Raw genomic sequence first — 14,150 nt, forward strand, 5'->3', positions numbered from 1 at the left:
GCCCGAAGGGGCTCATCCCCGCTTGGCGGGGCCGACCGCAGGTCGCGGGGTGCTCCAATGAGTGCCGTTTTAGAGACGGCTCCCAACGTTGGTGACTTCGACCCGCTGGCCGGTCTCGCCGTCAACACACCACCGCGCCAGCACTTCTGGTGGGACGAATCGGCCGTTCCGGCGCGCAATGTCGCGCAGGAGCGCCGCCACCGCCAGGAGAAGCTGGCCATCACCTTTCGGCTGTTCGCGCGCCAGGGGTTCGATGTCGGCCTGGCCGGCCACGTGACCGCCCGCGACCCGGCGCTGCCGGACCACTTCTGGGTCAACCCGCTGGGCCTGCATTTCAGCCGCATCCGCGTGTCGGACCTGCTGCTGGTCAATGCGCGTGGCGAGATCGTCGTCGGCCGCGGGCCGCTGAACCAGGCGGCGTTTGCGATCCATGCCGCCATCCACGAGGCGCACCCGCAGGTCATCGCCGCTGCGCACACCCACTCGCTGCACGGCAAGGCCTGGTCCACGCTGGGCCGGCTGCTGGACCCGCTGACACAGGATGCCTGCGTCTTCTACAACGACCACGCGCTGTTCGACGACTTCACCGGCGTGGTCTTCGAGGAAGACGAAGGCTGGCGCATTGCGCAGGCCATCGGCAGCCGCAAGGCGCTGATCCTGAAGAACCACGGCATCCTCACGGCAGGCCCCACGGTCGAGGCGGTGGCCTGGTGGTACATCGCGCTGGAGAATGCCTGCCGCACCCAGCTGCTGGCCGAAGCCGCCGGCAAGCCGCAGCCGATCTCGCCTCAGGTCGCCGAGCACACGCATGCGCAGATCGGCCGCGCCACCGGCGCCCGCCGCGCGTTCGACAGCCTGGCCGCCGTGCTGGTCGAGGACGAGCCGGAGGTGCTGACGTGAGCGGTGACATCGGGCGCCGTGCAGTGCTGCAGGCGACAGGCGCTGGCGCTGCATTGCTGGCCGCGCCGGCCTTCGTGCGCGCCGCCGGCAAGCCGGTGCTGAAGGCGGGTGATCAGAAAGGCGGGCTGCGTGCGCTGCTGGAATGTGCCGACGAGCTGAAGAACCTGCCCTACGAGATCCAGTGGGCCGAGTTCCCAGCCGCCGCACCGCTGGCCGAAGCGCTGAACGCCGAGGCCGTCGAGCTGGGGCCGATTGGCGACGCGCCGTTGATCTTTGCACTCGCGCAAGGCGTGCGCATCAAAGCGTTTGCGGTGAACCGCAGCGACGCCTATGGCACGGCGGTGCTGGTCAAGGCCGACTCGCCAATTCGCACCGGCGCGGACCTCAAAGGCAAAAGCGTCGCCACCAACCGCGGCTCCATCGGCCACTACGTGACGCTGCGCACGCTCGCCGCCGCCGGCCTGCAGCCCGGCGACGTGCAGTTCCGCTTCCTTGCGCCATCGGACGCCAAGCTGGCGCTGGTCGGCGGCTCGGTGGACGCCTGGGCCACCTGGGAGCCGTACACGGCAGTGGCCGAAACGGTGGACAAGCTGCGCGTGCTGAGCAACGGTCGCGGCCTGTGGTCCGGCCTCAGCTACATCGCCGCGACCGACACCGCGCTGCGCGACAAGCGCGAGCTCCTGGTGGACTTTCGCGCCCGCACCGAGCGCGCTCAGCGCTGGGCCAACGCCCACATCGGCGACTACGCGGACGCGCTGGCCCGCATCATCGGCATCCCCGCGCCAGCGGCGCGCCTGGCCTTCGAACGCCGCCAGACCCGCTACCTGCCGATCGACGCCGCGCTGATCGCCGAACAGCAGAAGACCGCCGACGTCTACCTCGACGCCGGCCTGCTCGCCAAGCGGCTGGTGGTCAGCGAGACGTTTGTCAGCGTGTGAGGCGCCGGGCGCCTGCGTTCGAGATCGGCTTGAGCACCGCGTTGATCACCTGATCCGGGTTCCGGTGGTCGCGGTTGCCGACTTCGGCCAGGATCTCGCCATGGTCGTTGATGGCCCTGGTCCGCATCACGTACCAGCCCGCCGCCTGGAGGTCGGGGCTCAGCAGTTCAGTCAGCAGCGTCGGCCCGCTCTGAAGCCACACCACCGCCTTGCCGTCGCAGGAGCCGATGGTCAGGTCCTGGTTGTTCAGCGCGCTGACTTCGCAGCCCTGGTACTGGGCCGTGGGCAGCATCACGAGCTGGCCCGGCTTCCAGAGCATGGGCTGGTTGGCGTCCTTCGCGAAGTCGATGTAGGAGCCGCCTGCCGTGCCTTGATCGTTGATGTCCTGGAAGATGGCGCCGGTGAGTCCGGCCAGTGCTGACAGGTCCTGCAACTGGCCGTCCTTCCAGACCTGCGGGCTGTAGTAGCCCGCGCTGAACCCGAAGCCGATCACCCAGCCATTGGCTGCCGTGCGGTAGGCCTCCACCATGCTGATGCCAGGTGTCGAAGGCAGCACGGTTGGGAGCGTGGCAGGGTCGTTCCACATGACCGGCCATTGCACGCCGTCCTTGATCGCAATGCCCACCGCGTGGCCCTCGCTGTCCACGTCCAGCGCCATGCAGGCGCAAGGCTCCCCGGCAGGGGCAAAGGAGGCAAATGGGGTCAGCGAACCATCGGGCCGCCAGAGCACGCTGCGGCTCCTGTCGTACGCATAGGCAACCAGGTAGTGGTTCTGCGGGCTGAGCCGGGCCATGTCAAAAGACCACTGCTCAGGGTTCTTCACGACCTTCGCCCGGCCTTGGGTCCACAACACCGGGTAGTACATCGACTCACCCTTCCTGCGGCCTGCGCCCGACACCACCCCCGCCTCGTCGATGGCCTCGGGCCAGGCACTGGCCAGCTGGTTGAACGGCGGCAGAACCTGCAGCCCGTAGGTCTGCGCGCTGGCCGCGCAGGCAGTGCCCAACAGAGTGGCCGCAGCGGCCATGCCGCTCAGGACAGTGTTCGAAAAAGATGCCATCGGGAACCTCCTGGATGTTTGAAAACAGAGGCTGCCGACGCTTGTACTACTGCGGTGCGTTGCCGGCAGCGGCGCGATCGTAGTTCGATCCAGCGCGCGGCTGACGGGGGGCCCCTAGAACCCGTGGCGGGTCGCGTCAGGGCTTGACGGTGATGGCGGGCGGGCCGGTGTCAGGCCGGCAGCCGCATCGGCATTTTCTTGTGGCACTGCGGGTAGCCGGTGCAGCCCCAGAACGGGCTGCCATCGGTGCGGCGGGCGCGTTCGGTCATCTTCTTGCCGCAGCTCACGCAGGTGGGGCGCCAGTAGTCGTTTTCGAGTGCGAGGGTCAGCAGCAGTTGTTGCTCCTCGGGCGAGCGCTGGCGGATGAGGGCCAGCAGGCGTTCGCTGTCCAGCAGGTTGATGCGGTGCTCGCGGGCGAAGGCTTCGGCCTCGGGGGTGAAGCCGGAGGTGGTGGCGAACTGGCCGCGGCGCACGTCGCGGGCGGCCATGGTGCCGCTCAGCGCCTGCAGCCGGTCCACGCCAACGCGCCGGCCGTGCCAATGCTTGCACTGCACCACGCTGACCGGGCGGCCGGGCTGGTGGCGCGAGTACAGCCAGAGGTCCAGGCCGTCGTCGTCGGCGTGCGACTTGGATCTGGTCTCGAAACCGGCCTGCTGGAACAAGGCCTCGACCACGGCTTCGAAACGCCGCCATTCGATGGCCTCGAAGACGGCCACGCTCCATGCGGTCGGCCGCTCGGGCACCAGGCTGGCGGTGGCGGGCAAGGTGCCGGCGACCCGGCGTGGCGTGAGCTGGTGCCGGGTGGAGACCTCGCCCGGCGCGGGCGCGGGTGAACGGGCGGGCTTGCGCGGCGGCGCAGCCAGCGGCGGCAGCGTCGAGGGCGGTTCCGCCAGCCGGCTCTCCAGCCCGATGCCGGGGCCGGCTTCCTCGAACAGCGAAGGCTCGACCCGGTCGGTCTCGCCGCTTTTGCGTCTGCGCTTGTGCGAGCGGCGGGGCGCGTCGTCGCCCATGCGCTGGCCTTTCCATGGGCTGACGCTGGCGCGGCGCTGGTAGCGCAGCCACAGGAAGCCTGCAGCGCCCAGTGCAAGCAGCCCCCAGCCGACGGGGGCTGCGCTGGCGAAGGTCGGTGCGTAGGCTGTCTTGCCCAGCAGCAGCGGCAGCAGCGTGAACAGCAGGCCCAGGCCGGCGACAACGATGGCAGCGTCCTGCCGCCGCCTGGCGCTTCTTGCCTGTTGTCGTGTCGACGAATGCTTGCTGGCCACTGGCTTGTCCTACTGCTGCTGCGCTTGCGTTTGCGCAGCCATGATAGGGGCAGCCCCGGGCTGCGCGCAGCTCCGAGGCACGGGCCAGCGACCGCCGGGCCCCGCGGCCCGACCAGTCGTTCAGAAGATTTCGGGCACGATCATCTCGTCCGGCACCGGGTTGCGCGAGTAGTCCGCATGGCGAACACGCGCGGGCAATTCAACCGGCGGGTGCGGCACCTCGCTGTAGTCGAATTGCGACAGCAGGTGCGTCATGCAGTTCAGCCTGGCCTTCTTCTTGTCCACCGCCTGCACGATCCACCAGGGCGACTCGGGGATGTGGGTGCGTTCCAGCATCACTTCCTTGGCCCGGGTGTAGGCCTCCCAGCGGCGGCGCGACTCCAGGTCCATCGGGCTGAGCTTCCACTGCTTCAGCGGGTCGTGCATGCGGCCCAGGAAGCGCAGGTGCTGCTCGTCGTCGGTGATCGAGAACCAGTACTTGATCAGCTTGATGCCCGAGCGCATCAGCATGCGCTCGAACTCAGGTGCCGAGCGGAAGAACTCTTCGTACTCGTCGTCGCTGCAAAAGCCCATCACCCGCTCGACGCCGGCGCGGTTGTACCAGCTGCGATCGAACAGCACCATTTCGCCGGCAGCCGGCAGGTGGGCGGCATAGCGCTGGAAGTACCACTGGGTGCGCTCGCGGTCGTTGGGCGCGGGCAGGGCCACCACGCGGCAGACGCGAGGGTTCAGCCGCTGGGTGATGCGCTTGATCACGCCGCCCTTGCCGGCCGCGTCGCGGCCTTCGAACAGGATGACGACCTTCTGGCCGGTCGTCGCGACCCAGTCCTGCAGCTTGACCAGCTCGCCCTGGAGCTGGAACAGGGTGCGGAAGTACTGGCGGCGTTCGTCGCGGCTGGCGTCGGTGTCGGCGGGACGGTTGCCGTCGACGTCCAGGCTGGTGAAGCTGTCTTCGGATTCGAGTTCGAAGGCCTCGTCCATGCTGTCGAGCATGTCGGCTTCGATGCGGCGAATCAGCTCGCCATGGTCGGATAAAGGCAGGGCCATGGGCGCTCCGTGGGTAGGATGGGGACGGCCTCGCATGCTCGGCTAGGTGCATGTCGGCACTGTGACAGCCGGCCAGGCCGTCGCGCCAGTGTGACAGCCCGCACAGCGCGCGCCGCCAGCGGCGGCCCGCCCCGGCACCATGCGCGATGGCCGCAGCCGTTGAACCGCCTCAGGACTTTTGATGAACCCTCGTTACGGACCCGATGAAAAAGGCCTGATCTGCGGCTATGTGTTCGCGCCCGGCCAGCCCGGCCAGCCCATCGGGCCGGACCAGGCGCTGGCCTGGCTGGCCGGCAGCGACCAGGCCAGCCGCGGCGAATTCGTCTGGCTGCACTTCAGCCTGGCCGACGCGGCGGCCGAGCCCTGGCTGCGCGAGAACCTGGACCTGCGCGACGAGTTTTTCGAGGCCCTGCACCAAGGCTCGCGCTCGACCCGGCTGGAAGACGTGCAGGACCAGTTGCTGGCCGTCATCAACGACGTGGCCTACGAGTTTTCGTTCGACCCTTCGCAGATCGCCACGCTGTGGCTCAACGTGGACCGGCGGCTGCTGGTCAGCGCCAGGCTGCATCCGCTGCGCTCGATCGACCGGCTGCGCCAGGCCGTGCGCCAGGGCGAGCAGTTCGCCTCGCCGGTGGCCTTGCTCACGCATTTGCTGAACGACCAGGCCGACGTGCTGGCGCGCATCGTGCGCGACGCGGCCGTCAAGGTCGATGACATCGAGGACGGCCTGCTGCACGACCGCGTGCGCCACACCCGGCGCGAGCTGGGCCAGCTGCGCCGCGTGCTGGTGCGGCTGCAGCGCCTGCTCGCGCCCGAACCGGCCGCGCTGTTCCGCCTGCTGCGCCAGCCGCCGCGCTGGATCGCGCAGGACGACCTGGAGGAACTGCGCCAGTCGACGGAGGAGTTCTCGCTGGTGATCCGAGACGCCGCGGCGCTGCAGGAGCGCATCAAGCTCTTGCAGGAAGAAATGGCTGCGCTGGTCGACGAACGCACCAGCCAGACGCTGTTCACGCTGACCATGGTCACGGTGCTGGCGCTGCCGATCAACATCACCACCGGATTTTTCGGCATGAACGTCGGCGGCATGCCGCTGTCCGACAGCCCGCACGGCTTTGCGATCACCGTCACCGTGGTCACGGTCTGCACGCTGATCGCCGCGTGGATCGCCTTCCGGCGCAGGGATTGAGGTGCCTCATCAGCGGGGCTTCGACAGGCTCAGCCCGAACGGGAGTGTGTGCCTGGGCCGAGCCCACACGCCGTTCGCCCTGGGCCCGCGCCGTTCGCCCTGAGGAACCCCCTCCGTTCGCCCTGAACAAGCCCGCCCGTTCGCCCTGAGCCTGTCGAAGGGTCCGCGATCAATGCTCAGTTCATCCGAACTTCAGCATCCTTGCCGAGCTTCGGTGTTTCACCGGTCACGGCCGCCTTGGCCATCTTGTAGAGCTGCACGACCTTGCTGTCGTCCACATCCCAGTAGTGGGCGTGCGAGATGCGCACTTCGACCAGCGCGAGGTCGGGGTCGTCCACGCCGCCCTTGAAGTAGGCCTCGTTCAGCTTGGACCAGAGCTCACGCTTCTTGGCCTCGTCGGTGCTGACGCGGGCAATGCCGGAGACCGAGACGTAGCTGTCGTCGCCCGGGTTGGCATAGCCGATGTTGACCTGCGGGTCGGCCAGCAGGTCGCTGACCGAGTCACTGCTGCGCGACATGAAGAACCACAGCCGGTCGTCCTCGTCGATCTTCTTGTTCTGCGTGGTCATCGGCCGGCTGTGCAGGTGGCCGTTGGCATGGCGGGTGGTGAACAGGCCGAACTTGGTGTCCTTGATCAGCGACCAGAGCTTTTCGCGGGAGTGAGTGTCGGTGGTCATCGTTGTGCGTCCCTTGGCTGGGCGCGCCCGGTGCGAGCGCGCAAGGCCATCAGGATGACGCGGCCCGGCCGCTTGGCGTATCGGCTCACCGGCTGCTGCCACGTAGGCGCATGCCTTCAAGCCGAGGCGCTTTTCACGCCGCGAGCGGCCAGCGCAACTGCCAGTCGGCGCGGCCGGCAGCCGCCTCCACCAACCGCGCATTCGGCTCGTCGTTGCCCAACGCCCAGGCCCTGGCATCTTCAGCACTGCGCCCATGCCGCTGATGGCGCGCGATGAGCTGCGCCAGGCGCTGGTCCTGGTCGACCGCCACGTGCCAGCACTCGTCCAGCAGCGGACGCACGCCGGCCCAGGCGCCGTTTTCCAGCAGCAGGTAGTTGCCTTCGACGATGAGCAGCGGCAGCTCGGGTGGCACGGCGAGTGCGCCGGCAATGGGTTCTTCGATCTCGCGGCGGAACTCGGGGGCGTAGACGGTTTCGCCGGGCACCGGTGTGCGCAGCCGCTGCAGCAGCGAGACAAAACCTGCCGCGTCGAAGGTGTCCGGCGCGCCCTTGCGGCCGGCGCGGCCCAGGCGTTCCAGTTCGGCTTGCGCGAGGTGGAAGCCGTCCATCGGCACGATCTGGGCTTGGTCGCCCAGTTCGGCCAGCAGCAGCGCGGCAACGGTGGACTTGCCGGCGCCCGGCGGGCCGGCCAGGCCCAGCAGCCGCCGGCCGCCGCGGGCCAGCAGGGCGCGGGCGCGTTGCAGGGCTTCGGCCGGCAGTTGCATCGTCAGCTCACTTCGCCGCGCCGCGGCAGGTCGGCGCCGCGGCGTGAGCAGGTGATGGCTGCCGCGCGCGTGGCCAGCGCGAGGATGCAGGCGGTCTGTTCGGTCGTCAGGCCGCGCACGCCGGCAGGCGTCAACAGGCCCATCTCGTTCAGCGCAGTGAGCAGCATGGCCTGGAAGGTGTCGCCTGCGCCCACGGTGTCGATCACATCGACCTTCACCGGCTCGGCCTTCACATGGCCGGCGGCGGACCAGGCTTCGGCGCCTTCGCCACCTCGCGTGATGACGACCAGTGCTGCGCCGGCCTTGAGCCAGCCGGCGGCCAGCTCGGCCAGCGGCGCGCCGGGGTAGAGCAGGCCCAGGTCTTCGTCGCTGACCTTCAGCAGGTGCGTGCGCGGCACCATCCAGTCCAGCACCTCGCGCCAGCGCGCCAGGTCGGGCTCGACATTGGCGCGCACGTTGGGGTCATAGGCGATCACGCTGCGCAGGTGTTCGCGCTCGACCAGCGCGCGCTGCGTGCTGCCGGTCGGCTCGATGACCATCGCGTACGAGCCGAAGTGGTAGGCCTGGGCCGCGGGCTGCGCGGCGGCCACGGCGTCCAGTGCCGACAGCGGCAGCTGGTATTCGGCGGCGCCGTGGGAATAAAACGCATAGTCCGGCACGCCGCTGGGGCGCACACCGACCAGGCTCAGCGTGGTCGGCGCGTCGGTGCGCTGCACCAGGCTCGTGTCCACGCTTTCTGCCTGCATCGCGGCCATCAGCCGCTCGCCGAGGAAGCCGCGCGAGATGCCGCCGAAAAAGCGCACCGGCTGGGCCAGCCGCGCGAGACCGATGGCGACGTTCAGCGGCGAGCCGCCAATGCGCGCGTCCAGCGTGTGACCGGTGGCAGTGCTGCCTTGGTCGAACACGTCCATCAGCGCTTCTCCGCTGACCACGATCATGGGAATCTTCCTTTGTGTGCTGGCTTGCCGGTGAAGCCGGTGGTGGGTGGATTGTCGGGACTGTCGCGCCGCGCAGGTGCGCAAGCGCGGGGCAACGATGACGGGGAAAACGCGCTGCTGGCCGGGCGCAACGCGGAGTAGAACTGGCTGGCTGGGGCCCTCGCACCAATTGCCGCCGAACCCTCGCGGCGCGGCGTTGACGCAAGCGTGACGCCGGCACGCGGCTGCCCTTGGCGTTGCGGCGGGATGCTAGTGGTTTTCCATTAATCAATCCACTTGATTTATTTATCAACTGTTTCCAGAATCCGCTCCACAACAAGCCGCGCCGCCGTTCGGCGTTTTTGCCCCAGGAGACCCATCCCGATGTCCTGCTTCCGCTCCGCTCCCCTGACCACGCTGGCCGTCGCCGCCTGGCTGTCGCTGGCCGCCTCGCCTTCGCTGGCCGAAGACGCGCCGGTGATCGGCCTGATCACCAAGACCGAGACCAACCCGTTTTTCGTCAAGATGAAGGAAGGCGCAGCCGAAGCCGCCAAGGCCAAGGGCGCGAAGCTGCTGACCGGTGCCGGCAAGGCCGATGGCGACAACGCCGGCCAGGTCACCGCGATGGAGAACATGCTGGCCGCCGGTGCCAAGACCATCCTGATCGTGCCCAGTGACAGCAAGGCGATCGTGCCGTCCATCAAGAAGGCGCGCGACAAAGGCGTGCTGGTGATTGCGCTGGACAGTCCTACCGATCCGACCGACGCGGTGGATGCCTTGTTTGCCACCAACAACTACCGGGCCGGCGAACTGATCGGTCAATACGCCAAGGCAGCGCTGGCCGGCAAGCCACCGGTGGTCGTGACCCTCGACCTGTTTCCCGGCCACCCCGTTGGCGCGCAACGCCACAACGGCTTCATGAAGGGCCTGGGCCTGGCTGCGCCGGAGGCCAAGAGCAACGAACTCGGCAAGGGTCCGGAAATCGCCTGCATGGCCGACAGCTACGGCGACCAGGCCAAGGGCCAGACGGCAATGGAAAACTGCCTGCAGAAGGCGCCCGGCGTGAACCTGGTCTACACCATCAACGAGCCTGCTGCGGCCGGTGCGTACAACGCGCTGAAGAAGGCCGGCAAGGAGAAGGGCGTGATCATCGTTTCAGTGGATGGCGGCTGCCAGGGCGTGAAGGACGTGGGCGCCGGCAAGATCGCCGCGACCAGCCAGCAGTACCCGCTGACCATGGCCTCCATGGGCGTGGAAGCCGGGGTGGACTTTGCCAAGACCGGCAAGAAGCCCAGCGGCTACACCGACACCGGGGTGGTCCTGATCGCGGCCAGCCCGCAAGCGGGCGTCAAGAGCATGGCGGTCGACAAGGGCCTGGAACTCTGCTGGGGCAAGAAATGAATGCGACCCCGCGGCCCGCCGCGAAAAGCGGCGGGCCGCGGGGTCAAGAAAGCTTGGGAGCGGCCTTGCGCTTCCTTGAGACCGCGCTTGCGCGCCCAGGAGACCTGTGATGAAACCCAACCCCTCCGCCGCAGCGGCGCCCGCTGCGTCTTCTCCGCCCGGACCCACCCTGGTCGCGGTGACGCCCGCCGCGCCGGCAGGCGCCATCGGCAGCCACCTTCCGCCCGGGCTGAACCTGGCTTCGCTGGGGCCGTTCATCGCGCTGTTGATCGCCTGCGTGTTCTTCGCCACGCAGAGCCCCATCTTCCTGACCGGTGGCAACTTCTCGCTGATCCTGCAGCAGGTCGCGGTCGTCGGCGTGATCGCCATCGGCCAGACGCTGGTGATCCTGACGGCCGGCATCGATCTTTCGTGCGGCATGGTGATGGCGCTGGGCGGCATCGTGATGAGCAAGCTCGCGGTGGATGCTGGCCTGCCGGCACCGCTGGCGGTGATGGCGGGCCTCGCGGTGACCACGCTGTTCGGCCTGGCCAACGGGCTGCTGGTGACGCGGGTCAAGCTGCCTTCGTTCATCGTCACGCTGGGCACGATGAACATCGCGTTTGCGATCACGCAGCTGTACTCCAGCTCGCAGACCATCACCGACGTGCCGCCGCTGATGACGGCACTCGGCAACACCTTCGCCATCGGCGGCACCGAGTTCGCCTGGGGCACGCTGCTGATGCTGGCGCTGTACGGCGTGGCCTGGTTCGTGTTGCGCGAGACGGCCGCGGGCCGGCATGTCTATGCCGTAGGCAACAACCCGGAAGCCACCCGCCTGGTCGGCATTCCGACGCAGCGCGTGCTGCTGGTGGTCTATGTGACGGCCGGCTTCTGCTACGGCCTGGCCTCGCTGCTCAGCGTGGCGCGCACAGGCGTGGGCGACCCGAATGCCGGCCAGACCGAGAACCTGGACGCCATCACCGCGGTGGTGCTGGGCGGCACCAGCCTGTTCGGCGGCCGCGGCGTGGTCATCGGCTCGCTGATCGGTGCGCTGGTGGTGGGCGTGTTCCGCAACGGGCTGACGCTGATGGGCGTGTCGTCCATCTACCAGGTGCTGGTCACAGGCGTGCTCGTCATCCTGGCCGTCGCAGCCGATCAACTGTCCCGTCGCGGAGCCCGCTGATGTCAAGTTTCACCACGCCAACCAATTCGCACATCGCCCCCACGTCCAAAGCCAAGATCGTGATGCAGGCCACCGGCCTGGTGAAGCGCTACGGCCAGGTCACGGCGCTGGACGGTGCTGACTTCGAGCTGCGTGCAGGCGAGATCCTTGCGGTGATTGGCGACAACGGCGCCGGCAAGTCTTCGCTGATCAAGGCGCTCTCGGGCGCTACGCTGCCGGACTCCGGCGAGATCCTGCTGGACGGCCAGCGCACCGTGTTCAAGAGCCCCATCGACGCGCGCCGCGCCGGCATCGAGACGGTCTACCAGGACCTCGCGGTGGCCCCGGCGATGACGATTGCCGAGAACCTGTTCCTCGGCCGTGAGCTGCGCCGGCCCGGCCTGCCGGGCACGCTGCTGCGCATGCTGGACAAGCGCCGCATGCTGGCCGAGAGCGCCGCGCGGCTGGCCGAGCTGAAGGTCGGCATCCGCTCGATGTCGCAGGCGCTGGAGACGCTTTCGGGCGGACAGCGCCAGTGCGTGGCGGTGGCACGCGCGGCGGCCTTTGCGCAGCACGTGGTCATCATGGACGAGCCGACCGCGGCGCTGGGCGTCAAGGAAGGCAACATGGTGCTGGAGCTGATCCGCCGGGTGCGGGACAAGGGCCTGCCGGTGGTGCTGATCTCGCACAACATGCCGCACGTCTTCGAGGTGGCCGACCGCATCCACGTGGCGCGGCTGGGCAAGCGCGCGGCGGTGCTGAATCCGAAGAAGATCAGCATGAGCGACACTGTGGCGGTGATGACAGGCGCGCTGCGGCCGGATCAATTGCCGCCCGAGATGTTGGCGCATTGAGTCACCTCTATCCCCTTGCATCGTCCCTTGAAGGAGCCCCTTGCCTGCGTTGACTGCCGACGGCGACAGCCGCCTTGAAGCCGATGCCGAAGCCATGCCGGCCCGTGGCGGTGACGCCCGCTTGTCCACCCGCGGTTCCAACCAGGGCGGCCTGCGCCAGTACAACGAGCGCGTGGTGCTGCAGGCGGTGCGGTTGCATGGCGCAATGCCCGGTGCGGACCTGGCGCGGCTGACGGGGCTGACGGCGCAGACCGTTTCGCTGATCAGCAAGCGGCTGCTGGACGAGGGCTACCTGCGCAAGGGTGCGCCGGTGCGCGGCAAGGTGGGCCAGCCTTCGGTGCCGCTGTCGCTGAACCCGCTGGGCGCGTATGCAGTGGGCATCAAGGTCGGCCGCCGGCAGATGGACACGCTGCTGGTGGACTTCACCGGCGCGGTGCAGGCCCGCTGGTCCTGGAACTACGACTTCCCCGACCCGGACGAACTGCTGGCCGAGATCGGCCGCCGGCTGGCCGGCATCCGCCGCAAGCTGGGGCCGGGTGCGCGCGAGCGGGTCTGCGGCGTGGGCATTGCCGCGCCGCTGGCGCTGGGCGGCTGGCAAAGCCTGCTGGGCGTGTCACCTGCGCTGGCCGCGCGCTGGGCCGGGCTGGACCTGCGCGAGGCCGTGGCCCAGCGCTGCGAATGGCCGGTGCTGGCGATGAAGGACACCGCAGCCGCCTGCGTCGCCGAACTCGTGGCCGGCCGCGGCCGCAGCCTGCACAGCTTCCTCTACGTGTTCGTCGACACCTTCATCGGCGGCGGCCTGGTGATCGACAGCCATTTGCGCACCGGCGCCACCGGCAATGCCGGCGCGGTCGGTTCGATGCCGCTGGGCCCGGCCGGCACCGGGCCGCAGGGCGCGGCGGGGCAGTTGCTCAGCGTGGCTTCATTGAACACGCTGCAGCAGGCCTGGGCCGCGGCAGGATTGGCGCCAGCGCTGGGCGAGCAGTCGCTGCAGGCGCCGTGGCGCGGCGTGACCGAAGCCTGGCTGGCGCAGGCGGCACCGGCGCTGGCGCATGCGATCCAGGGCGCGGCCTGCCTGCTGGACCTGGACGGCGTGATCATCGACGGCGTGTTCGACCGCGCGCTGCTGGCCGCGTTGATGCGCGCGACCGAAGCCGCGATGCGGGCCCACAGCTGGGAAGGCGTGACGCGGCCACCGCTGTTCGAAGGCGCGGTGGGCGCCGATGCCGGCGCCTTGGGCGGCGCCTTGCTGCCGCTGCACGCCAACTTCGCGCCCGACCGCGAGCTGTTCCTCAAGGATTTGACGGCCTGAATCAGGCCTTGGCGGCGGTGATCGCGCTGACTGCCGCACGCAGCCCGAGCAGGTAGCTTTCGGCACCAAACCCGGCGATCTGGCCCTTGGCGATCTCGGCGAACACCGAGTGGTGGCGGAAGGCCTCGCGGGCATGGATGTTGGACATGTGCACCTCGATGATGGGCGCCTTCAGGATCGCAAGCGCGTCACGGATGCCGTAGCTGTAGTGCGTCCACGCGCCGGCATTGATGATGACGGCGTCCACCGCATCCCGGAAGGCTTGGTGGATACGCTCGACCATCTCGCCTTCGTGATTGGTCTGGAAGCAGGTCACCTCGGCGCCGAGCTCGCTGCCCAGGGCCTTGAGGTTGGTGTCGATCTCGGCCAGCGTGGCGCGGCCGTACTGGGCCGGGTCGCGTTGGCCGAACATGTTCAGGTTGATGCCGTGGAGGACAAGGATGTTCATGGGGCGTAAGCCTACACGTTGCCGAAGCCTCCGGGCCTTCCCTTGTCCGGCGCGGGAACTGCGCGGCGCCTCGGTCTCGATGATCGGCCGCGACGGCCGGGTGGTGTACTGGGAACAGGTGACGGCACCCCCAGTCTGAAGCCTGCGCTTGCCGCTGCGCAAAGCCCATACTCGCCCTTTCGGGGCGCGGCACCGTCGAGTGATTGGGAGGCCTGGACGCTCCACTGATTGCGCTGGTTGG

At 68.8% G+C, this 14,150-nt stretch carries 14 protein-coding genes; 7 read left to right on the plus strand and 7 right to left on the minus strand.

Features of this window, described 5'->3' with window-relative positions; genetic code table 11:
- The first annotated feature begins 57 nt into the window (after positions 1 to 57).
- On the plus strand, positions 58 to 900 hold the full coding sequence (locus tag ACAH41_RS17530) for a class II aldolase/adducin family protein (RefSeq protein WP_325655005.1): 843 nt from the start codon (positions 58 to 60) through the stop codon (positions 898 to 900).
- Positions 897 to 1,838: an ABC transporter substrate-binding protein gene (locus ACAH41_RS17535; RefSeq protein ID WP_325655006.1), complete on the plus strand. Its 942-nt coding sequence runs from the start codon at positions 897 to 899 to the stop codon at positions 1,836 to 1,838. The genes ACAH41_RS17530 and ACAH41_RS17535 overlap by 4 nt, the downstream gene beginning before the upstream one ends.
- Here the strand turns inward: ACAH41_RS17535 and ACAH41_RS17540 are convergent.
- From ACAH41_RS17540 to ppk2, 3 genes are all read right to left on the minus strand, one after another.
- On the minus strand, positions 1,828 to 2,898 hold the full coding sequence (locus tag ACAH41_RS17540; RefSeq protein ID WP_325655007.1) for a hypothetical protein: 1,071 nt from the start codon (positions 2,896 to 2,898) through the stop codon (positions 1,828 to 1,830). The genes ACAH41_RS17535 and ACAH41_RS17540 overlap by 11 nt on opposite strands.
- A 170-nt stretch (positions 2,899 to 3,068) precedes the next feature.
- The gene (locus ACAH41_RS17545; protein WP_325655008.1) at positions 3,069 to 4,160 is read right to left on the minus strand and encodes a restriction endonuclease; all 1,092 of its coding nucleotides are present in this window, start codon (positions 4,158 to 4,160) and stop codon (positions 3,069 to 3,071) included.
- 120 nt (positions 4,161 to 4,280) lie between these two features.
- A complete protein-coding gene (ppk2, locus tag ACAH41_RS17550; RefSeq protein ID WP_325655009.1) occupies positions 4,281 to 5,207 on the minus strand; it encodes a polyphosphate kinase 2 in 927 nt (308 codons plus the stop codon).
- 181 nt (positions 5,208 to 5,388) lie between these two features.
- Here ppk2 and ACAH41_RS17555 point away from each other — a divergent pair, with 181 nt between their 5' ends.
- Positions 5,389 to 6,393 (plus strand): transporter, encoded by a 1,005-nt coding sequence (locus ACAH41_RS17555; protein ID WP_325655010.1) that lies wholly within the window; start codon positions 5,389 to 5,391, stop codon positions 6,391 to 6,393.
- A 176-nt stretch (positions 6,394 to 6,569) separates the two neighbouring features.
- Here ACAH41_RS17555 and ACAH41_RS17560 read toward each other — a convergent pair whose 3' ends face one another.
- The 3 genes from ACAH41_RS17560 to ACAH41_RS17570 form a co-directional block, all read right to left on the minus strand.
- Positions 6,570 to 7,070, minus strand: coding sequence for a pyridoxamine 5'-phosphate oxidase family protein (locus ACAH41_RS17560; protein WP_325655011.1), 501 nt, complete (start codon positions 7,068 to 7,070; stop codon positions 6,570 to 6,572).
- Between the two features lie 133 nt (positions 7,071 to 7,203).
- Complete coding sequence (locus ACAH41_RS17565) at positions 7,204 to 7,839, minus strand: nucleoside/nucleotide kinase family protein (RefSeq protein WP_370538396.1); 636 nt, start codon at positions 7,837 to 7,839, stop codon at positions 7,204 to 7,206.
- Positions 7,836 to 8,771 carry a carbohydrate kinase gene (locus ACAH41_RS17570; protein ID WP_325655013.1) on the minus strand — a complete coding sequence of 312 codons (936 nt, stop codon included), beginning with the start codon at positions 8,769 to 8,771 and terminating at the stop codon, positions 7,836 to 7,838. The genes ACAH41_RS17565 and ACAH41_RS17570 overlap by 4 nt, the downstream gene beginning before the upstream one ends.
- A gap of 363 nt (positions 8,772 to 9,134) precedes the next feature.
- Here ACAH41_RS17570 and ACAH41_RS17575 point away from each other — a divergent pair, with 363 nt between their 5' ends.
- From ACAH41_RS17575 to ACAH41_RS17590, 4 genes are all read left to right on the plus strand, one after another.
- Positions 9,135 to 10,151 carry a sugar ABC transporter substrate-binding protein gene (locus ACAH41_RS17575; RefSeq protein ID WP_325655014.1) on the plus strand — a complete coding sequence of 339 codons (1,017 nt, stop codon included), beginning with the start codon at positions 9,135 to 9,137 and terminating at the stop codon, positions 10,149 to 10,151.
- Positions 10,152 to 10,260: 109 nt separating this feature from the next.
- Positions 10,261 to 11,316, plus strand: coding sequence for an ABC transporter permease (locus ACAH41_RS17580; protein ID WP_325655015.1), 1,056 nt, complete (start codon positions 10,261 to 10,263; stop codon positions 11,314 to 11,316).
- Positions 11,316 to 12,149 carry an ATP-binding cassette domain-containing protein gene (locus tag ACAH41_RS17585; RefSeq protein WP_325655016.1) on the plus strand — a complete coding sequence of 278 codons (834 nt, stop codon included), beginning with the start codon at positions 11,316 to 11,318 and terminating at the stop codon, positions 12,147 to 12,149. Before ACAH41_RS17580 ends, ACAH41_RS17585 begins: the two co-directional genes overlap by 1 nt.
- A 40-nt stretch (positions 12,150 to 12,189) precedes the next feature.
- The gene (locus ACAH41_RS17590) at positions 12,190 to 13,461 is read left to right on the plus strand and encodes an ROK family transcriptional regulator (protein WP_325655017.1); all 1,272 of its coding nucleotides are present in this window, start codon (positions 12,190 to 12,192) and stop codon (positions 13,459 to 13,461) included.
- A gap of 1 nt (position 13,462) precedes the next feature.
- Here ACAH41_RS17590 and aroQ read toward each other — a convergent pair whose 3' ends face one another.
- Entirely contained in the window at positions 13,463 to 13,909 is a 447-nt protein-coding gene (gene aroQ / locus ACAH41_RS17595; RefSeq protein ID WP_325655018.1) for a type II 3-dehydroquinate dehydratase, read from the minus strand.
- Positions 13,910 to 14,150: the final 241 nt, after the last annotated feature.

It is taken from the genome of Ideonella sp. (assembly GCF_041287625.1).
Classification (GTDB): Bacteria; Pseudomonadota; Gammaproteobacteria; order Burkholderiales; family Burkholderiaceae_C; genus Ideonella.